This is a genomic window from Halomonas saccharevitans (assembly GCF_032333995.1).
Lineage (GTDB): Bacteria > Pseudomonadota > Gammaproteobacteria > Pseudomonadales > Halomonadaceae > Halomonas > Halomonas saccharevitans.
Window position 1 is genome coordinate 72,936 of record NZ_JAVXUR010000001.1, and the last position, 19,336, is coordinate 92,271.

A 19,336-nucleotide genomic window follows, 5' to 3' on the forward strand; every position below is an offset into this window, starting at 1 on the left:
CATGGTCTTGTTGTCGCAGCTTTCCTGTCATAGTTGTCCTGTGATCGCCTGCCGGCCATCTCTTCCCTCCGCCTTGGCCTTTCGCCCAAGTGTGGCGAATGGATGCCCTCGTTAGACTCGAGGAAATGCCGATTCGTGACATGACACGGAGAGTCCATGCGCCTGTTGCACCGTTCCTCGTCCTGGCGGGCGCTCTTCGCCGACGAGGCACACCCCGATCCCGCGGCCTGGCCTGCGCTGCTGGACCCGCTGCGCGGGGCACTCGAGCGCCTCGGCCCGCATCCCGACCTCGCCGCGGCCCATGCCTGGCAGGGTGAGCTCGTCTCCGCGCTCGACCGCCTCGATCTGCCCGCCGGGCGCATCAGCCAGCTGATCAGCGACCACAACGACTGGCTCTATCGGCGCGCCATCGAGCTCTCGCTTTCCGAGATGCGGGCCCAGGGCTGGGGAGCGCCGCCGGCGGCTTTCTGCGTGCTGGTGCTGGGTTCGGGCGCCCGCCACGAGAGCCTTTTGGCGCCGGATCAGGACAACGCCATGATCATCGCTGACTACCCCGACGCGCGGCATACCGAGATCGACGGCTACTTCCAGGCGCTGGGCGAGCGCTTCACCGCGCGGCTCGATGCGGCCGGCATTCCGCTCTGTCGGGGGCACGTCATGGCGCGCTTTCCGATGTGGCGCAAGCGGCTCTCGGAGTGGCGGGCGCAGCTGGAGATATGGACGGCGGAGCGGCGCATCAAGCGCGTGCAGCAGGCCAACATCCTGCTCGATTTCCGTCCGGTCTTCGGCGAGCCGGCGCTGGCCGAGGGGCTGGCCGAGCAGGTAGCCCGGCATCTGCCCGCCGCGCACCTCTTCCTCGACGAGATGGCAAGCCTGCTTGATGAGTTGCCCGTGGCCCTGGACCGTCTCGGTCGGCTGCGCGGCGACGATGAGGATGCCCCCCACGAGCGCGCTCTCAGCCTAAAGCGCCAGGGCCTGCTGCCGCTGGTCGGCGCGGTGCGCCTGCTGGCCCTTCGCCACGGCGTCCGCCCACCGGATACCCGCGCGCGCCTGGTCGCGCTGGTGATGTGCGAGGCGCTCACCGCCGAGCAGGCCGAGGCGCTGACAGCGGCGCTTGAGCGGCTGCAGGGGCTGATTCTGACGGAGCAGCGCCTGGCACTGGTCGAGGGGCGCACGCCGGATGGCTGGGTGGACATCACCCGCCTGCGTGAGGATCAGCGCCTGCTTCTGCGCCACGATCTCCGCGGGATCCGTGCGCTGCTGCGTCGCGCCCGTCGGGCGGGCTGAGTCGCCGGTTCACTCCTCGTCGTGCTCGCCGGCAGAGCCCTGATGCTCTTCGGCTAGGCCCCGTCAGGGCGGCCGCCGGGCTTCGATTCGGGCGTTTCATCGGGCACTCCACCGGCCTCTTTACCGGCCTCTTTACCGAGAGAGGGGTCCTCGGCCGGCGCCTCGGGCAGCTCCATCACCAGGCAGGCGCCGCCCAGTCGGCTGGCCTCCTCGATCCACAACCGGCCGCCCAGGTGAGCGACGATGCCGCGGCTAATCGGCAGGCCGAGCCCGCTGCCGCGCGGGCGTCCGCGTGTCTCGCCGCTCTCCTGGTGCTGGATCTGGTGGAACTTCTCGAAGACCCGCTCGCGCTCGCCCTCGGCGATGCCGGGGCCGTTGTCCTCGACGGCGAGGCGATAGTGGTTCTTGTGGCGCGCCAGGCGCAGCAGCACGCGGGGATCGTCGTCGGCGGCGAACTTGCCGGCGTTGTCGAGCAGGTTGATAGTCACCTGCTCGAGACGGTCGGCATCGCCGATCACCCAAGCGGTCTCGGGCGTGATCTCCACCTCTAGGGTGACGCCGCGGTCCTCCTGGAGGCGTTGCACCGCATCGACGCTCTGGCGCGTCAGCGCCACCAGGTCGAGGCGCTTGGGGTCAAGGGTCAGGCGGCCGCTCTCGAGCCTGGCCAGATCGAGGATCTCCTCGATCAGCCGTGACAGGCGCTGGCTCTCGCGCACCACCACATCGAGGAAGTGCTCGCGCTTCTCGTCGGGCAGCGCCTGGTTGTCGCGCAGGATCTCGGCGAAGGCGCGGATCGAGGTGAGTGGCGTGCGCAGCTCGTGGCTGACCATGGCCACGAACTCGTCCTTGAGCCGGTCGAGCTCGCGCAGCCGCTCATTGGCCGCGCGCAGCTCCTCGCTGGCGCGGGCCAGCTCGCTGGACTTCTGCTCGAGGCGGCGGTTCATCTCCAGCGTCTCGGAGGTGGTATCGAGGATGCGCAGGATCGATTCCAGGTCGGGCGCCTCGCCGCGGGCCACCGAGTCGATCAACACCCGGGCCGAGGCGCTGCCCAGCGACCCGGCCAGGGCCTGCTCGGCCCTGAGGGAGAGCGCCGCGGAGGCGGGCTGGTCGTCATCCTCTGTTTCGTCGGCCTCGCCGGCGGGATGGGCGAAGACCCGCCGGCTGGTGGCCTCGCCCAGGTAGCGGTCGAGCAGGGCGCGCAGCTCGCCGCGGGTGGTCTGACCCTGCCACAGCGAGGTCGGCACCAGGCCGGGGGGCATGGCCTCGGTGAACAGCGCCGCCTGGGTCTGCTCCAGTGCCGAGGGGCGGGTGAAGAGCGACACGCCCACCAGCAGGCCGACGTTGGCGACGAGGCTCCACAGCAGCGAATGGGTGTAGATGTCCCAGCCCTCGAGTCCGAACAGCGCATAGGGGCGCAACCAGTCGATGCCCCAGGGCCCCTGGGCGAGGAAGCCCGGGTCCAGCCAGCCGGACTGGGCGAAGCCCGGGATCAGCAGGGTCCAGGCCCAGACCAGAAAGCCCGCGCTCATGCCCAACGCCGCGCCGCGACGCCGGGCGCCGCGCCAGTAGAGGCCGATCAGCAGCGCCGGGGCGAACTGGCTCGCCGCGGCGAAGGAGACCAGTCCGATGGTCACCAGGCTGTAGGTCTCGCCGATCAGCGCATGATAGAGATAGCCGAGCAGCAGGATCAGCAGGATGCTGACGCGGCGGATACCCAGCAGCCAGCCGGCCAGTTCGCCCCGGGTGCTCAAGTGCAGGCGGTTCGAGCGCAGCAGCAGCGGCATCACCAGCTGGTTGCTGACCATGGTCGACAGGGCGATGGTCTCGACGATCATCATGCCGGTGGCGGCCGAGAGGCCGCCGATGAAGACCAGCAGCGGCAGGGCCTCCAGGCCGGCGGAGAGCGGCAGGGTGAGCACGAAGCTGTCGGAGTCGCCGCCGCCCAGCAGCAGCCCGGCCAGGGCGATGGGGATCACGAACAGGTTGATCACCAGCAGGTAGAGCGGGAAGAGCCAGCCGGCCCGCTTGATATGGCGCTCGTCGACGTTCTCGACCACCAGGACCTGGAACTGTCGGGGCAGGGTGAAGAAGGCGAGAAAGGCCAGCGCCAGCATGCCCACCCAGCCCAGCGCCCCGCCGGGCACCGCCTCCAGGCTCAGCAGCCGGGTGAGCTCGGCTCGCTCGCCTACCTGGGCGAAGAGGTCGGCGGGGCCGTTGAAAAGCACGAACACGGTGAACACGCCCACCGCCAGGAAGGCCACCAGCTTGACCAGCGACTCGAAGGCGATGGCGGCGACCATGCCTTCGTGGCGTTCGCTGGCATCCAGGTGGCGGGTGCCGAAGAGGATGATGAAGACCGCCAGCACCAGCGCGACCCAGAACGACCGGTCGCTCCAGAATCGCTCATCGGCCAGGGGCAGGTCGGCGGCCTGGGGATAGTTGACCAGCACGGCATGGCTGACGGTGATCGCCTTGAGCTGCAGGGCGATGTAGGGGGTGATGCCGACCAGGGCGATCAGCGCGACCAGCGCACCCAGGCTCGAACTCTTGCCGTAGCGGGCGCTGATGAAGTCGGCGATGGAGGTGATGCGCTGGGCGCTGGCGATGCGCACCATCTTGCCGATCACGAAGGGCGCCATCAGCATCGCCAGGGTCGGGCCCAGGTAGATCAGCAGGAAGCTGGGGCCGAACTGGGCCGCACGCCCGACGCTGCCGTAGAAGGTCCAGGCGGTGCAGTAGACCGCGATGGAGAGGGCATAGACGGTGGGGGAGCCGATCAGCGAACGGCCCAGCGCGGCACGCCGATCCCCCCAGGCCGCGATGAGAAAGAGCAGCGCCAGATAGCCGAAGGCGAGAATTACCACCACGAGCCCGCTGGTCATCGCCTGTCCGTCCTCATCCCGTCAATCCTCATCCCGACGTTCCATCAGCCAGGCCATCAGGCCGATCACCGCGCCCCAGGCGAGGAAGACGTAGGGCACCAGCCGGCTGATGCCGTCCGCCGAGGGCGCGGCGATCAGTACCAGTGGCGGCGAGAACAGCAGCGCCGCCAGCACGATCAGGGCGACCAGGCGCTCCTTGCGGCGAGGGGCGTTCACGAGGCGTAGGCGTCCTCACGGTCGAGGGCGCTGGTCTGGAGGGCCAGCACCTGCTCCAGTGTCTCGATGCCCCGGGCCTCCAGTCGCGGCAGCAGCGCGAGCCACAGCTCCGCCGTGACCCGGGCATCGCCCAGGGCGGTATGGCGGGTGCCGGGCGGGAAGCTCAGGTCGTAGCGGTCGGCCAGGCTGTCCAGGTCGTGACCGTCGAGGCTCTCGTCCAGCGCCCGGGACAGCAGCAGGGTGTCGAGCACCGGCATGTCGAAGTCGACGCCGCCGCCGGGCGGCTGGATGGCCAGCAGGTCGAAGGCCGCGTTGTGGGCGAGTATCACCGCCTCGCCGATGTAGTCGCGAAAGCGCGGCAGGGCCACGGAGAGCGGCGGGGCGCCGGCGACGTCGTCATCGGTGATGCCGTGGATGGCCGTGCTGGCCGGGGGGATGGGGCGTTCGGGGTTGACCCGCAGGTCGAAGACGTCGCTGGCCAGCAGCCGGGCATTGACGATCCGGCAGGCCCCAATGCTCACCACGGTGTCGCCGCGGCGCAGCTCCAGGCCGGTGGTCTCGGTGTCGAAGGCGACCACGTCGAGGGTGCGCAGGGGGCGTGCCGCCAGCTCGGCGTCCGGGGCCGGCATCTCGGCGATGCCGAAATCGTGGAACTCCGGGCGCGGCGGGGTGCGCGGGCGGGGCGGGGCGACCCGGTCGGTCGCCGGCAGCGGCAGGCGCAGGCGGGCGTGTACGCCGTCGCCGTCGGCGAGGCTCCAGGCATCGCTTCCGTGCTGGCGCAGCACGTCGGCGACCCGCGGCGCGAAGGGCAGAGCCTCCAGCCGCTCGCCGCGCCACGCTTCGAGCTGGGATTCGCCCAGCACGCCGCCGTGCCAGATCAGGTCCAGGTAGACCCGCCGATTGCCCAGGCAGACCTCGCCCTCGAGCTCCCGCCGACCGGCGTGGCTTGCCAGCCGCGGCAGCAGCGAGTCGAGCAGGGCCAGCAGCGCCGGCGCGTCGGCCTTGAGCCAGGCAGGCATGCCGATGGGGGTGATCTGCGCGCCGCTCTGGCCATGGCGTGCGGCGAGCGACGACCAGAGGTCATTGGACCACAGCGGGACCAGCCGCTCGCCCTGGCGATGCATCTCCTCCATGACCCGACCCATCTGCTCGAGCTGGCGAGCCAGCGCCCGGCCCTCCTCGTCAATCACCGCCTCCAGGCGCTGACCCAGCTCGCTGGTCGGCGATGCCGTGCGCACGCCGACCAGGGCGTCGGCGGCGCTGGAGAGGCTCGCGCTGTGGCGCCGCAGGGGTGGCAGCATCTCGGCGAGCTCCGCGCGGGCGCCCATCTCGCTGGACCAGGCCGCGGTGGTGTCGGTGAGGGTCAGCAGGGTCTCCTGGTGGCTGTGGGGAACGCGGCGCAGCACCGCGTGCAGCCACCGCTCGTCGCAGGGCACCAGGATCTCCCGGGGCGCACCGTCGTCGGGCAGCTCGCCGAGGGCATCCTCGAGGCTCGTGATCGGCAGGAGGGCGTCGAGCCGCTTGCCGAGCCCGAGGCCAGGGTGGCCCTCGAAGAGCGTTTCGGCGGCCTGATTGAAGAGCAGCAGCCGGCGGTGGTGATCGCAGAGCAGCAGCGGGGTATCGAGCACCTGCAGCAGGGTCTCGAGCTCCTGGCGTACGCGGGTCGCGCTCAGCGCCCCCTCGGCATGGGCGGTGGCCAGGCGCTCGCGATCGGCGCGCCAGGCCTCGCGAACGCGCATCAGGTCGGGGCCGAGGCCCTTGAGCCACCCCTCGGGCGGATAGTCCTGGCGGGCATCGGGCTTGGCCACCAGGCGGGCCAGCTGTACCTGCAGGTGGCGCAGCGGGGTGAATAGCTGGCGCTCCAGCAGCAGGCCGACCAGGAAGATGGTGCCGCCGCCGGAGAGGCAGCCGAGCCACAGCCAGACCCGCGCCATGCCGGTGAGTCCGGCCAGGCCGTCGAGCCACAGGGCGAAGATGATGCCGCCGAAGACGCTGACGCCGCTGAGCAGCAGCCACAGGCCGATCAGCCGCTGGCGGCGGGGAAGGCTCTTGCTGCGCCGGGTCATCAGGAGGCCTCGGCGAGCAGCGTCTTGACCTTGTCGACCAGCGCCTGGGTCGAGAAGGGCTTGGTGACGTAGTCGTCGGCGCCCAGGGCGAGGCCCTTCTCCCGCTCCACCTCGCGGCCGTGGGCGGTGAGCATGACGATCGGCAGCCGCGCGTGGGTCGGGTCGGCGCGCAGGCGCTCGAGGACATCGAAGCCGCTGATACCCGGCAGGCTGATGTCGAGCAGCAGCAGGTCGGGGGCGGCCTCGGCGATGCGTGCCAGGGCGTTCTCGCCATCCTCGGCGGTGTCCACTTCGAAGCCGGCCTGCTGCATCAGGAACTCCAGGGACAGGACGATGTTGGGCTCGTCATCCACCACCAGCACCTTGGCCATGGTGCCCTCCTTATATATATGAAGACTCTGCTGTACGACGTCTCGGCGTGTGCGGTCTTTCGTGTCTGATTTTATGCAGCGTTGCCGATCAGTTTAGTGGCCCCCCGAGGGCGGGCAAAGACGACCTTGGCAGGAGACGAGCCGGGGCGGCGTGCTAGGGTGGCGCAGATCACCCCGGCCATTCGGGACAGACACAAGGAGAGAGGCATGATCAAGGTTCACCATCTGGAGAACTCCCGCTCACAGCGGGTCGTGTGGCTGCTCGAGGAGCTGGCCGTCGACTACGAGATCGTCACCTACCGGCGCGACGCCCGCACCATGCTGGCTCCCGCTTCGCTGCGCGATGTGCATCCGCTGGGCAAGTCGCCGGTGATCACCGACGAGGCGCGAGGCGGCCGAGCGGTGGCGGAGTCGGGGGCGATTCTCGAGTACCTGATCGAGCGCTTCGCGGCGCAGGATGCCCTGGTACCGCCAGCGGGCAGCGAGGCGCGTGAGCGCTACCGCTTCTGGCTCCACCACGCGGAGGGCTCGGCGATGCCGCCCCTGGTGATGCGGCTGGTATTTGCCAGCCTCGGCAGGCCCCCGGTGCCGGCACTCGCCAGGCCCATCGGCCGGCTCTTCGCCCGCGGCGTGGAGCAGCAGTTCCTGGCGCCGCAGATCCGCCAACTGACCGACTATTGGGAGGCCGAACTCGAGCGCGCGCCCTGGTTTGCCGGTGAGGCCTTCAGCGCGGCGGATATCCAGATGAGCTTCCCGCTGCTGGCGCTGGAGGCCGGCGGCGGCCTGGCCGACACTCCGAGGCTGCGCGCCTTCCTGGCGGCCTGCCGCGAGCGGCCCGCCTATCGTCGCACGGTCGAGGCGGTGGGAGAGTTCTCGCTGCCGTGAATGCTCTTATGACCTTTTTCCAGGATCTTCTGACCATTCATTCTATTTGTGCATATTGTGGTCGCTGATCAAGGCCGGATAATGAATTCATCTATATCCGAGTAAAGAGGTCGGGAATATGATCAAGTCCGTGTTCATGGGGCTGGGCCTGGCGATGGCAACGTCCCAGGCGATCGCCGCCGATGTCGAGCCGCTGGTCGAGGCCGGCTGGCTCGCCGAGCGGCTCGGTGGCGAAGATCTCGTGGTGCTCGACGTACGATCGAGCATCGACGACGGCGGCGATCGCGGCAGCTTCGAGGCCGCGCACATCCCTGGCAGCGTCTACAGCAGCTACACCCAGGCCGGCTGGCGCGAGACCCGAGACCACGTCGCCGGCCTGCTGCCGTCGGTTGAGAACCTCGAGTCGCTGATCGGCGGGCTCGGCATCGATAACGACGACACCGTGGTCATCGTGCCCGCGGGGACCGGCGCCACCGATTTCGGCAGCGCCGCCCGGGTCTACTGGACCTTCAAGGTGCTGGGGCACGACGAGGTGGCGATCCTTGATGGCGGCTTTGCCGGCTGGCAGGCCCAGCAGCAGGAGGTCGCCAGCGGCGCGACCCCGCCCCCCGACGCCGCCGACTTCCAGGGCCAGCTCGATACGACGCTGATCGCCACCACCGAGGAGGTGCAGGTCGCCCGCGAGAGCCAGGCGCAGCTGGTGGATGCCCGGCCGGCGGACTACTTCCGCGGGGAGACTCAGTCGCCCGCGGCCACGGCGCCGGGGACCATTCCCGGCGCCCGCAACCTGCCGTTCCATCGCCTGCTGACGCAGCGCCAGCAGGTCTGGTACCTGGATGACGAGATGCTCGGCGCGCGCATCAACGCCGCCGAGCTGGATCGCGAGGTGCCCACCGTGGCGTTCTGCAACACCGCGCACTGGGCGGCCATCGACTGGTTCGTGCTCAGCGAGGTGGCGGGCTTCGACCAGGTTCGCCTCTATGACGGCTCGATGGCCGAGTGGACCCGGGGCGAGGATCTCCCGCTGGCCCTGGCCGAGTAGGGGCGCGACGCGCCATTGCTACGGGGCGCATGCGCTCATTGAAACCCGTCGCGGCCTGCCGCGGCGGGTGTCGTCGTGATGTCGTCGTTAGGGCGTTTCGCTCGGCTCTTTTCAGTTCAGTCTTGAGACCCGTCGACCTTCGGCCCCAGCGGCCCCAGCCACAGCCAGACCTGCAGGATCACCAGCACCGGCAGCAGCCAGACCGGCGCGCCGGTCACCGCGTTAAGCATCAGATGGAGGAAGAAGGCCGTGATCCCGGCGGTGAGGCCCACCAGGGGGAAGCGCAGGGGGCGCTCGTGACCCTGCAGGCGGGAGAGGCGGAACAGCGTACCGACCACGGTGCCGAAGACGGCGGACAGGCTCAGGGGAAGCAGAAGGTCCAGCATGTCGAGTCTCTTGTCGATGAGAATGGGTCGAGGCGAAAGGGCTGAAGAGAAAGGGCTGAAGAGAAAGTGCCGAGGGAAATGGGAGGTCGTGCTCGCCGGGCATCTCACTGCCTCTCAAGGGCGGGACCGTCCGGCGTGTGGACGTCGGGTCACTCGCCGCGGCGCAGCAGACGCTCGCGCAGCGCCAGTTCGGCGCGTCCCAGCCATTCATGCAGGGCGCGCGTGCTCTGGTGGAGATGGTAGGCGCGGGGTAGCCAGTCGGCGGTGCCGCCGCTCGGCGGGCTTGCAAACTCGGTCGGAGCGGGCGTCACGCTAAGTCCTGCCCGTTCAAACTCGGCCTGCGCCCGGGGCAGGTGCCAGGCCTGTGAGACCAGCGCGACGTGCTCGATCCCGTCCGCGCCGAGCATCTCGGCGGTGTGGCGGGCATTCTGGGCGGTATCGCGGCTGCTTCCCTCCATCCACCTGACCGGCACCTCGAAGACCTCGCGCAGCGCCGCGGCCATCAGGCTCGCCTCGGCGCTGTGTTCGTCATGGACTCGGCCGCCGCTGACCAGGATTGGCAGCCCGGTCTGGCGGTGCAGGTGGGCGCCGTAGGCCAGCCGCCGCCAGCTGGCATTGGCGGGGGCGTCTCCCCAGCCGAACTCCGGGGCATCGACGTCGCGACCGCCCCCTAGGATGACGATGGCCCGGGCCTCGCGCAGCTGACTCGGGCCGGCCAGCGCCGCTGGCTCGAGTCCCTGGCGCAGGGCATAGCTGGTCATCGGCGTGGCGAGCACCAGCAGCCCGCCCAGGCCCAGTACCACCAGCAGGCCGCCGAGAAGCCGCATCCGCGACCACAGCGCCATTCCCAGCAGCGTCAGCAGCCCATTGGCCAGCGGGGGAAGTAACAGATACTTGAGCATCGCCATGGCGGTAGAGGCCTCGTGTCGTCCGTCATTCGCGGTGCCGCTCACCCTAGCAGAGCGCCTCTCGAAACGCTTGCTGGGTGTTCCGCTTACTCCAGCCACATTTCCAACGATCATTCTTGCGCCTACCATGCAGCGTGAGACAACCGAGCATGCTCACGGCCCGATACGACCGCGCTTCTCCCGGGCAACCCAGGTGCGATCACTCGCCGAGGAATCGCTTCCAGACGCGGCTGGGCCACCGGGATGCGTTTCGGGTGTTGCAGGCGTGTGCTGCCGGGGCGCTTGATGCCAGTGGTGCCGCGCGGGCGACTTGAATTCTGAACGTGAAGCCAGGACGATGCGTTTGTGTATTCGTAAAACCGAATGGATTAGGGCCCGTTAAGAGCCCGCTATCGCTGTGATATTTGCCGGGTCGGCTGTGTGCCATGTCGGCTCTGTGCATGAAACGGCAGGTGCCCTGTAATGCGGGCCGACCGGGGCTCACGGGCGCGTTTGGCCCAAAGCGGTATCCTTACAAAGCTAGACATCATCCACCCAGGAGAGCCTCGATGACTCTGTCCAAGATGACCCGCACCGCCTTTTTTGCCGCCCTTGTGACCATGGGGGCGGGAACGACCGGCGCCATGGCCGCTTCGAGTGCGGATGAGCTGCGCGAAGCGCTGGTCGGCAATACCTTCCAAGGTGGGATGGGAGGTGGCGTCTATACCAGCTACTTCGCCGAGGACGGCACCTACGTGGATGCCGCCGGCGGTGGTACCTACGAGATCACCGAGGAGGGCGTCTGCTATCCCGGCACCGATTTCGGCTGCTATGCCGCCCAGATCGACGGCAACCAGCTGGAGTGGTTCCAGAACGGCGAAAGCGTCGGCAGCGGGGTGATCGAGCAGGGCAATACCCTGGAGTGATCGCCACCGCGCGCCATCGACACGCGTGATGAAGCTCGCCCAAGGGCGAGCTTCACTTACTAGCCTTCAGCCTTCAAAGCCGCGCCGCCCGTTCGGTATCGGTCCCTCCCCGGGCCCTTTCGGCGACCGGGTCTTGTGATGCGAAGACCCTAGGCCGGATCGACGAGGCATATCGGCATCAGAAGCGCGTGATCGATCCTCCGGCGTTGGCGGGGCGATCGATGCGACCCGCCGCGACAAGCTCTAGAGGTCGATCTTGTCCTTGAACTCGCAGAGGTCCTCGATGACGCAGCTGCCGCAGCGAGGCTTGCGGGCCAGGCAGGTGTAGCGTCCGTGCAGGATCAGCCAGTGGTGGGCATCCTGGCGAAACTCCCGAGGCACATGGCGCATCAGCTTCTGCTCGACCTCGACCACATCCTTGCCCTTGGCGATCCCGGTGCGGTTGGACACCCGGAAGATATGAGTGTCCACGGCGATGGTGGGCTCGCCGAAGGCGGTGTTGAGCACCACGTTGGCGGTCTTGCGCCCCACGCCCGGCAGCGCCTCCAGGGCCTGGCGGGTGCGAGGGACCTCGCCCGCGTGCTGCTCGACCAGGATCCGGCAGGCCTTCATCAGGTTCTCGGCCTTGGTGTTGTAGAGGCCGATGGTGCGGATGTGCTCCTTCAGGCCGTCGAGGCCCAGGTCGAGGATCGCCTGGGGCGTGTTAGCCACCGGGAAGAGCCGAGCCGTGGCCTTGTTGACGCCCACGTCGGTGGCCTGGGCCGAGAGCAGCACCGCGGCGAGCAGCTCGAAGGGGCCAGACCAGTGAAGCTCGGTGGTCGGCTCGGGGTTGTGGTCGCGCAGCCGCGCGAAGATGTCAAAGCGTTTCTGGGCGTTCATCAGTTTTGCGCGAGATACCCCGTACTTTTTAGTGCGGGAAGGGATAGCCCTTCGTCCGCCAGGACGACCCTGTTCTCGCTGCCTCCTTCTCTGGTGGTTGCTATCTATGTATGTTTATTCATACAGTACGGATATGACGAAACGCGCCTACAAATATCGCTTCTACCCCACGCCTGAACAGGAACAGCTCCTGGCCAGGACCTTCGGGTGCGTGCGCTTCGTCTACAATGCCGTGCTGCGCTATCGCACCGATGCGTTCCAGCAGCGCCAAGAGAAAATCGGCTTTACAGCGGCAAATGCTGAGCTGTCGCGGATGAAGAAGGCCGAAGACACCGCGTTCCTCAGCGAAGTGAGTTCGGTACCGCTTCAGCAGTGCCTTCGTCACCAGCAGACCGCCTTTAAGAACTTCTTTGAGGGCCGCTTTCGCTACCCGGCCTTCAAGAGCAAGCGACACCGCCAGTCGGCGGAGTTCACGCGATCGGCATTCACGTATCGCGATGGGAAATTGTTCCTGGCCAAGTGCAAGGCGCCGCTCGCGATCCGCTGGAGTCGTGACTTGCCCAGCGAGCCGACGACCGTGACTGTTTCCAAGGACTCGGCGGGGCGCTACTTCGTCAGCTGCCTGTGCGAGTTCGACCCCGAGGCATTGCCTGTCACCCCGAAGATGGTGGGCATTGACCTCGGTCTGAAAGACCTGTTCGTCACCAGCGATGGGCATCGAATCGGCAATCTCCGCCATGCGGCGAAATACGCGACCCGCCTGGCCAAGGCACAGCGTCGGCTGAGCAAGAAGAAGCTCGGCTCGAAGAACCGTGCCAAGGCCCGGCAGAAAGTGGCGCGCCTTCACGCCAAAATCTCCGATTGCCGGATGGACCGCTTGCACAAGCTGTCCCGGCAGATCGTCAACGAGAACCAAGTGATCTGCGTCGAATCCCTCAAGGTGAAGAACATGCTGCGCAACCGCTCGCTGGCTAAGTCGATCAGCGATGCAGGGTGGGGCGAATTTGTGCGCCAGGTGGAATACAAGGCGACCTGGGCGGATCGACAGGTATCGGCCATTGACCCGTGGTATCCGTCGAGCAAGCGATGCTCCGCCTGCGGGTACGTGATGCCCGAGATGCCGTTGCAGATTCGCGCCTGGACATGCCCTGAGTGCGCCGCAGAGCACAACCGTGACGTGAACGCTGCGGTCAACATTAAAGCCGCCGGGCTGGCGGTGTTAGCCCTTGGAGAGAATGTAAGTGGCATGGAGCTCGTCTCCGAGTCCGGTTCTCGGTGAATTGGGAATCCTCTTTCTTAAGGGAGAGGAGTAGTCAAGGCAGTCCCTGGCAAGAGCGGGGGGCGGCAGTTGCCGGATAAGCCCCACGCGATGGTGCGGGAAGGTGTCGGGTGTCATTCTGCCGCGTCGGGTTGCTAAAGCGCCCTGCGGGCATCGTCGAGCAGCCGCTGGGCGGCGTCGACCTGCTGTTGCGCCGCCTCCCGGGTGGTCGCGTCGCCCTGGCGTTCGGCGTGGGCCAGCTGCTGGCGGGCTCGGCGCAGCGCCTGTTCCGCCGCCTTGACGGCCATTTGCCGCTGGCGCTGCGGCGTGGGGCCGGCCGCCGCCGTGTCTGCTGAGCGCTGGCGCTGCTGAATCAGCCGCTTCTGGCGCTCCAGGCGCTTCTCGCGGGCCTGCCTGGCCAGGCGCTGCTCGCGGGCCCGATGACGACGCCGACCCAGCGCGGCGCGGCGCGCCAGGTAGGCGTCGCGCGCCGCATCGCTCTCGGCGGCCTCCCAGGCGGGATGGGGCAGCAGGTCGATGCAGTCCACGGGGCAGGGCGCCACGCAGAGCTCGCAGCCGGTGCACTCGTCGGCGATGACCGTATGCATCCGCTTCGCGGCGCCGAGGATGGCATCCACCGGGCAGGCCTGGATGCACTTGGTGCAGCCGATGCACTCGTCCTCGCGGATCCAGGCTACCAGGGGCTGTTGGGCCGGCTCGGCGAGCGGCACAGGCTCGCGTCCGGTCAGCTCGGCCAGCCGGGCCACCGTCGCCTCCCCGCCGGGCGGGCAGCGGTTGATCGCCTCGCCGTCGACGATCGCCTCGGCGTAGGGGCGACAGCCCGGTTGGCCGCACTTGCCGCACTGGGTCTGGGGCAGCAGGGCGTCGACCGCCTCGATCAGCTCGGCGCGAGAGGCGTCAGCGGTTGGCGTCGCCACGGTCGCTCAGCTGACCCGCTGGCCCGGCTCGGCGCCGGCGTCGGGGCTGAGCAGATAGATGCCATCGTCGTTGCCGGCGGCGAGCACCATGCCCTCGGAGACGCCGAAGCGCATCTTGCGCGGCGCCAGGTTGGCCACCATCACGGTCAGGCGTCCCTCCAGGGCCTCCGGGGCATAGGCGGCGCGGATGCCGGCAAACACGGTGCGGCTCTCGCCGCCCAGGTCCAGGGTCAGCTTGAGCAGCTTGTCGGCCTTCTCGACGTACTCGGCCTTGGCGATGCGGGCGATGCGCAGGTCGACCTTGGCGAAGTCGTCGAAAGTGATCTCGTCGGCGATCGGCGTCTCGGCCAGGGGCCCCTTGGCGGCCTCTTTCAGTTTCTGTTCTTCCACCAGATCCTCCTTCGATGCCGTCATCATGGCGTCGATCTTGTCCCGCTCCACGCGGGTCATCAGCGGCTTGAACTTGGCGATCTCGTGATCCACCAGCAGGGCGTGGCGGCTGTGCCAGTCGAGGTTCTCGAGCTTGAGGAAGTCGCGGGCTTGGTCGGCCATCACCGGCACCACCGGGGCCAGGTAGACCATCAGTTGGCGGAACAGGTTGATGCCCACCGAGCAGATGTCGAGCACCTCCTGCTCGCGGCCCTCCTGCTTGGCCAGCACCCAGGGCTCGGCCTCGGCGATGTAGGTGTTGGCCTCGTCGGCCAGCTCCATGATGCGGCGCATGGCGCGGCCGAATTCACGCGCCTCGAACTCATCGGCGATCTCGTCACCGGCGGCGATGAAGCGCGCAACCATGTCGGGCTCGCTGCAGTGGGCGGCGAGTTGGCCGCCGCCGAGCTTCTTGACGAAGCCGGCGCAGCGGCTGGCGATGTTGACCACCTTGCCGACCAGGTCGCTGTTGACCCGCGCGGCGAAGTCCTCGAGGTTGAGGTCCAGGTCGTCGACCCGCGAGGTGAGCTTGGCGGCGAAGTAGTAGCGCAGGTACTCGGGGTTCAGGTGGTCGGCGTAGGTCGCCGCCTTGATGAAGGTGCCCCGGGACTTGGACATCTTGGCGCCGTTCACCGTCACGAAACCGTGGCAGTTAACGGCCGTGGGGGTGCGGAAGTCGGCCCCGTGCAGCATGGCCGGCCAGAACAGCGCGTGGAAGTAGACGATGTCCTTGCCGATGAAGTGATAGATCTCGGCGTCGGAGCCGGGCGACCAGTACGCATCGAAATCGAGGCCTTCGCGTTCGCAGAGGTTCTTGAAGCTCGCCAGGTAGCCGATCGGCGCGTCGAGCCAGACGTAGAAGTACTTGCCCGGCGCATCGGGGATCTCGAAGCCGAAGTAGGGAGCATCGCGAGAGATGTCCCACTCGTTGAAGCCCGACTCGAACCACTCCATCAGCTTGTTGCGGATCTGCGGCTGGACATGATCATCGTCGATCCAGGCCTTCAGGAAGTCGGCGAACTCCGGCAGCTTGAAGAAGTAGTGAGTGGAACTCCTCACCTCGGGGGTGGCGCCGGAGATCGCCGAGACCGGGTCGATCAGCTCCGCCGGGGTGTAGGTGGCCCCGCACGCCTCGCAGTTGTCACCGTACTGATCCTCGGTCCTGCACTTCGGGCAGGTGCCCTTGATGAAGCGGTCGGCCAGGAAGAGCCCCTTGGCGGGGTCGTACATCTGCTCGATATCGCGGGTGGCGATGTGGCCCTTGTCGCGCAGCCGGGTGTAGATCAGCTCGCTGAAGTGGCGGTTCTCCACGGAGTGCGTCGAGTGGTAGTTGTCGAAGGCCACCCCGAAGCGGGAGAAGTCGGTCTGATGGGCACGCGAGACCCGCTCGATCAGCGCCTCCGAGGTGATGCCTTCCTGCTCCGCGCGAAGCATGATCGCGGTGCCGTGGGCGTCGTCGGCGCAGACGTAGTGGCACTCGTGGCCGCGGCTCTTCTGGAAGCGCACCCAGATGTCGGTCTGGATGTACTCCAGCAGGTGGCCCAGGTGGATGTCGCCGTTGGCATAGGGCAGGGCGCTGGTGACCAGGATCTTGCGCGGAGCGGTATTCGACATGATGGCTCAGAGGTTCCCGTAGCGTGGTACATGGCGGCCGACTCGACGCCTGGGCGAAGTCGAGGCCGCCATGCGAAATATCCGTGAAATCAGGGCTGGGATTGTAGCATCTTCGTCCCCCACTGCACCCGCCTGGCGGTCGGCCATTGAGGGGCAATGATCGTCTCCTGTCGGCGCCGGGCCGGCAGGTTGATCGGGCTAGACTGTAGGAGAAGGCCCGTGCCCTCTTGTGCTGCTGGCGCGCGGTCGCCCGTCACACGTTGTCTGACCCACGGGCAAGGGATGGCAGTATGCGAATCGAGCCGCGGCATGGGAAGCAGGCGCTGCTGGCACTGGTGATGCTGGCGGGGCTGATGGCGTTGGGGCTCTGGGTCTATCAGGCGGGGTGGATCGATCCCGTGCGCCTGGAGCGCTTGGGCTTGAGGCTGGGGCCCTGGGGGCCGTTGATGCTGGCGGGCGTGATGGCGCTCACGGTGGTGGTGGGTCCCATTCCCACCATGGTGGTCAGCGTGGCGGCGGGCATGATTTATGATCCCCTGCTGGCCTTTGTGCTTAGCATGACCGGGGCCCTGACGGGCGCCGGCCTGAGCTTCTGGATCGCGCGGCTGGTGGGTCGGCCGGTCATCGAACGGCTCCTGCATGGGCATGTCGCCCTGTTTCCCGAGTGCCCGCAGCACATTCTTTTCAGCATGGTGCTGGTGGCCCGGCTGATTCCCGTCGTCTCTTTCGCGCTGATCAGCTACGCATCAGGGCTCACGGCGCTCTCCACGAGCCGCTTTCTGGTGGCGACGGCACTCGGCATGTCGCCGATGACTTTGATCTACGTGCTGGCCGGGAAGGGGATCGCCATCGACAGCGGCTGGGCGATGGCGGTGGGGGCGGTGGTCGTCTGCCTGCTGGTCGCGCTGCCGAAGATGGTCGATGCCGGCTGGGTACCGCTGCCGGCGAGCTGGCGCGCCTTCGTCGATCATCTTAGGCATCCCCACTAGCCATCTCTTCTAGCCATCCCCTCGAGCCATCCCGGTGAATGCTTCCTGCTAGGCATCCCTGAAAGCCATCTTCCACCGCGGCGACGCGGCCGGCCGTCGCGGCTCAGCCCGTCGCCGCGAGGCGATAGACCCCGAAGTGATCGAGCCCCCGGTCGGCCAGGTGCAGGGCCTGCATGCGACTCATCACCCCCTGGTCACAGTAGAGCAGGTACTCGCGGTCGGCGGGCAGGTGCTGCGCCTGGTCCTGTAGTTCGTAGAAGGGGATCTCCAGGCAGGGCACGTCGGCAAGTTTGAGCGGTGTTTCCTCGCACTCGTCGGGCCTTCGGATGTCGATCACGCTGACCGCCGGCATCTCGGCGAGCCGCGCCGGGCCATCGACGACGGTCACCTCGCCGGGCTCGCACGGCTTATCCCCCAGCCGATTGGCTCGGGTCACGGTGGCGGCGTCGACGGCGGCCTCCAGCACCGAGAAGTCGAAGGCGGCCTCGGCGGCCATCACCTTGTCGGCGGGGGCACGGGTGTGGGGGCGTCGCGATATGACGCCGCAGTACTCCGGCATCTGCTCGGCGAAGCGGGCGGTATCGATGCGCCGGGCGGTGTCGATGATTTCCTGCTTGTCCTCGGTGACCAGCGGTCGCAGGATCGGCCGCTCGCTGGCGGCATCGATCAGCGCCAGGTTGGTGAGCGTCTGGCTCGAGACCTGGGCGATGGCGTCACCGGTGACCAGCATCGGGATGTTCGCACGGGCCGCGATGCGGCTGGCCACGCGGACCATCATGCGCTTGAGGATCACCCCCATCAGGCCGTCGGGAATGCTGCGCAGGATCTCGGCGACCACGCCCTCGAAGGGCACCGAGGTGAAGTCGACGTTGTGCGAGGCGCTGTAGCGTTGCCAGAGGTGATGGGTCACCTCCTTGACGCCCGCCTCATGGGCCGGCCCGCCCAGGTTGAAGAACAGATAGTGCGTCTTGATGCCGCGGCGCAGCATGCGCCAGGCGGCGACCGGCGAATCGAAGCCGCCCGAGACCAGCGCCAGGGCCTCGCCCTGCACGCCCAGCGGGTAGCCGCCGAGGCCGGGGCGGCGCGAGCGGATCAGCTGCAGTCGCTCCCCGGTCAGCTCCACCGATACCACCACCTCAGGATGCTTCAGATCGACCCGCGCCGAGGGTTCGGCCGCCAGCAGGGCGCTGCCGAGGTGGCGTTCCAGATCCACCGATGAGAAAGCATGCTCGCCGCGTCGCTTGGCGCGGACGCGAAACCGGCGACCGGCGATCGCCGGCGTCCAGTGGGGCACGATCCACTCGGCGGCCTCATCGAGCGAGACGCAGGAGACCTCCTGAGTCGCCAGCACCTCATTGATGCCGGGGATGCGCGTCAGGCTCTCTTCCAGCTCGCGTTTACGCTCGGGGGGCAGGGACTGTGGGAAGCGGACGCGCAGGGCGTCCCAGCTGGCCTTCACGCGCACGCCGGGTTCCAGCAGGCGCAGGGTATTGCGCACGTTGCTGGCCAGGCAGCGGGTCATGTGTTGACGCACGGAGCGGGACTTGATGGTGATTTCGGGGTGGAGCTTGAGCAGATAGGTCATTCGAGGGGAGCAGCAGTGACGATGTGGCCGGCATTCTACCAACGTCGTGTAACGCTCGCACGGCGCAGTCTCGCTGGGGAAGGTACCTTACTGCCGCGCCCGGCATAAGGCCGGGCGCGATCACGAAGACACCGTCGGGCGACAGGGCTCAGTAGAGCGCCTGCTCCTCCCTGGCGACTTCCTTGAGCAGCTCCAGGAATAGCCGGTCGGCCTCCGAGTGCTCGGTGGGGTCCTCGGGGATGTGCACGCTGGTGGTTTCGGAGATCTCGTTGGCGATCCGCGCCATCACATCGCCGTCGCCCGCTTCGGTGAGCTGGCGCCGGGTAATGTCCAGTGACTGCTCGAGAATCTTCGGATCCTGCAGGAGTTTCTTGATGAAGTCCCGCAGCTCGTTGATCACGCGGGTCTTCTGGATTTCCGATGAGGCCATGACGTTCTCCTTGGTGTAACCACGCCGTTTCGGTGACGGTCAGACGATACCACGTTTGCCGCCGTACGTGACGCTAGGCTGCCTTCACTCGTGCCGCCTGGGTACGGCATGTCTTCGTGTCGCTCAGGCGGAAGGTGGACAAATGCCGCTGTTAAGTTACTATTGATTACAAACCGACACATCATGCAAAGGCATGAAGCGTTTAACGCCGTTGCTTGCTCGACTTTCCTGCCCGGCACTAACGTTGTGCGATGGTCGTAATCCGC

17 protein-coding genes are annotated in these 19,336 nt (G+C 67.6%); 6 read left to right on the forward strand and 11 right to left on the reverse strand.

The window, feature by feature from the left end; genetic code table 11:
- Positions 1–156 precede the first annotated feature (156 nt).
- The gene (locus RSO68_RS00395) at positions 157–1,287 is read left to right on the forward strand and encodes a DUF294 nucleotidyltransferase-like domain-containing protein (RefSeq protein ID WP_315585020.1); all 1,131 of its coding nucleotides are present in this window, start codon (positions 157–159) and stop codon (positions 1,285–1,287) included.
- Positions 1,288–1,340: 53 nt separating this feature from the next.
- Here RSO68_RS00395 and RSO68_RS00400 read toward each other — a convergent pair whose 3' ends face one another.
- From RSO68_RS00400 to RSO68_RS00415, 4 genes are read right to left on the reverse strand one after another with little or no spacing between them, the layout of a single operon-like run.
- The gene (locus tag RSO68_RS00400; protein WP_315585021.1) at positions 1,341–4,169 is read right to left on the reverse strand and encodes a sensor histidine kinase; all 2,829 of its coding nucleotides are present in this window, start codon (positions 4,167–4,169) and stop codon (positions 1,341–1,343) included.
- Positions 4,170–4,190: 21 nt separating this feature from the next.
- Positions 4,191–4,385, reverse strand: a complete 195-nt coding sequence (locus RSO68_RS00405) for a hypothetical protein (RefSeq protein WP_089849190.1) — start codon at positions 4,383–4,385, stop codon at positions 4,191–4,193.
- The gene (locus tag RSO68_RS00410; protein ID WP_315585022.1) at positions 4,382–6,451 is read right to left on the reverse strand and encodes a 3'-5' exonuclease; all 2,070 of its coding nucleotides are present in this window, start codon (positions 6,449–6,451) and stop codon (positions 4,382–4,384) included. The genes RSO68_RS00405 and RSO68_RS00410 overlap by 4 nt, the downstream gene beginning before the upstream one ends.
- A complete protein-coding gene (locus tag RSO68_RS00415; RefSeq protein WP_089849194.1) occupies positions 6,451–6,822 on the reverse strand; it encodes a response regulator transcription factor in 372 nt (123 codons plus the stop codon). Before RSO68_RS00415 ends, RSO68_RS00410 begins: the two co-directional genes overlap by 1 nt.
- 207 nt (positions 6,823–7,029) lie before the next feature.
- Between RSO68_RS00415 and RSO68_RS00420 the strand changes: the two genes are divergently transcribed.
- Both RSO68_RS00420 and RSO68_RS00425 read left to right on the forward strand, forming a co-directional pair.
- Positions 7,030–7,707, forward strand: a complete 678-nt coding sequence (locus tag RSO68_RS00420) for a glutathione S-transferase (protein ID WP_315585023.1) — start codon at positions 7,030–7,032, stop codon at positions 7,705–7,707.
- Positions 7,708–7,825: 118 nt separating this feature from the next.
- A complete protein-coding gene (locus tag RSO68_RS00425) occupies positions 7,826–8,749 on the forward strand; it encodes a sulfurtransferase (protein ID WP_315585024.1) in 924 nt (307 codons plus the stop codon).
- Positions 8,750–8,865: 116 nt separating this feature from the next.
- On the opposite strand, the gene RSO68_RS00430 is transcribed toward RSO68_RS00425, so the two are convergent.
- Both RSO68_RS00430 and RSO68_RS00435 read right to left on the reverse strand, forming a co-directional pair.
- Positions 8,866–9,135 carry a hypothetical protein gene (locus tag RSO68_RS00430; RefSeq protein WP_089849198.1) on the reverse strand — a complete coding sequence of 90 codons (270 nt, stop codon included), beginning with the start codon at positions 9,133–9,135 and terminating at the stop codon, positions 8,866–8,868.
- A gap of 149 nt (positions 9,136–9,284) precedes the next feature.
- Positions 9,285–10,043 carry a YdcF family protein gene (locus RSO68_RS00435; RefSeq protein WP_315585025.1) on the reverse strand — a complete coding sequence of 253 codons (759 nt, stop codon included), beginning with the start codon at positions 10,041–10,043 and terminating at the stop codon, positions 9,285–9,287.
- Positions 10,044–10,591: 548 nt separating this feature from the next.
- Between RSO68_RS00435 and RSO68_RS00440 the strand changes: the two genes are divergently transcribed.
- Complete coding sequence (locus tag RSO68_RS00440) at positions 10,592–10,948, forward strand: hypothetical protein (protein WP_315585026.1); 357 nt, start codon at positions 10,592–10,594, stop codon at positions 10,946–10,948.
- A gap of 243 nt (positions 10,949–11,191) precedes the next feature.
- On the opposite strand, the gene nth is transcribed toward RSO68_RS00440, so the two are convergent.
- On the reverse strand, positions 11,192–11,827 hold the full coding sequence (nth, locus tag RSO68_RS00445; RefSeq protein ID WP_315585027.1) for an endonuclease III: 636 nt from the start codon (positions 11,825–11,827) through the stop codon (positions 11,192–11,194).
- Positions 11,828–11,960: 133 nt separating this feature from the next.
- On the opposite strand from nth, the gene RSO68_RS00450 reads away from it, so the two are divergent.
- Positions 11,961–13,106, forward strand: coding sequence for an RNA-guided endonuclease InsQ/TnpB family protein (locus RSO68_RS00450; RefSeq protein WP_315585028.1), 1,146 nt, complete (start codon positions 11,961–11,963; stop codon positions 13,104–13,106).
- Positions 13,107–13,240: 134 nt separating this feature from the next.
- On the opposite strand, the gene rsxB is transcribed toward RSO68_RS00450, so the two are convergent.
- Complete coding sequence (gene rsxB, locus RSO68_RS00455) at positions 13,241–14,023, reverse strand: electron transport complex subunit RsxB (protein ID WP_315585029.1); 783 nt, start codon at positions 14,021–14,023, stop codon at positions 13,241–13,243.
- A gap of 6 nt (positions 14,024–14,029) precedes the next feature.
- The gene (metG, locus tag RSO68_RS00460) at positions 14,030–16,066 is read right to left on the reverse strand and encodes a methionine--tRNA ligase (protein ID WP_315585030.1); all 2,037 of its coding nucleotides are present in this window, start codon (positions 16,064–16,066) and stop codon (positions 14,030–14,032) included.
- A gap of 290 nt (positions 16,067–16,356) precedes the next feature.
- Here metG and RSO68_RS00465 point away from each other — a divergent pair, with 290 nt between their 5' ends.
- Positions 16,357–17,055 carry a TVP38/TMEM64 family protein gene (locus RSO68_RS00465; protein WP_315585031.1) on the forward strand — a complete coding sequence of 233 codons (699 nt, stop codon included), beginning with the start codon at positions 16,357–16,359 and terminating at the stop codon, positions 17,053–17,055.
- 103 nt (positions 17,056–17,158) lie between these two features.
- On the opposite strand, the gene thiI is transcribed toward RSO68_RS00465, so the two are convergent.
- Together thiI and RSO68_RS00475 are read right to left on the reverse strand one after the other, a co-directional pair.
- Positions 17,159–18,640: a tRNA uracil 4-sulfurtransferase ThiI gene (gene thiI / locus RSO68_RS00470; protein WP_315585032.1), complete on the reverse strand. Its 1,482-nt coding sequence runs from the start codon at positions 18,638–18,640 to the stop codon at positions 17,159–17,161.
- A gap of 148 nt (positions 18,641–18,788) precedes the next feature.
- Positions 18,789–19,070: a hypothetical protein gene (locus tag RSO68_RS00475; protein WP_315585033.1), complete on the reverse strand. Its 282-nt coding sequence runs from the start codon at positions 19,068–19,070 to the stop codon at positions 18,789–18,791.
- Between the last annotated feature and the right edge of the window lie 266 nt (positions 19,071–19,336).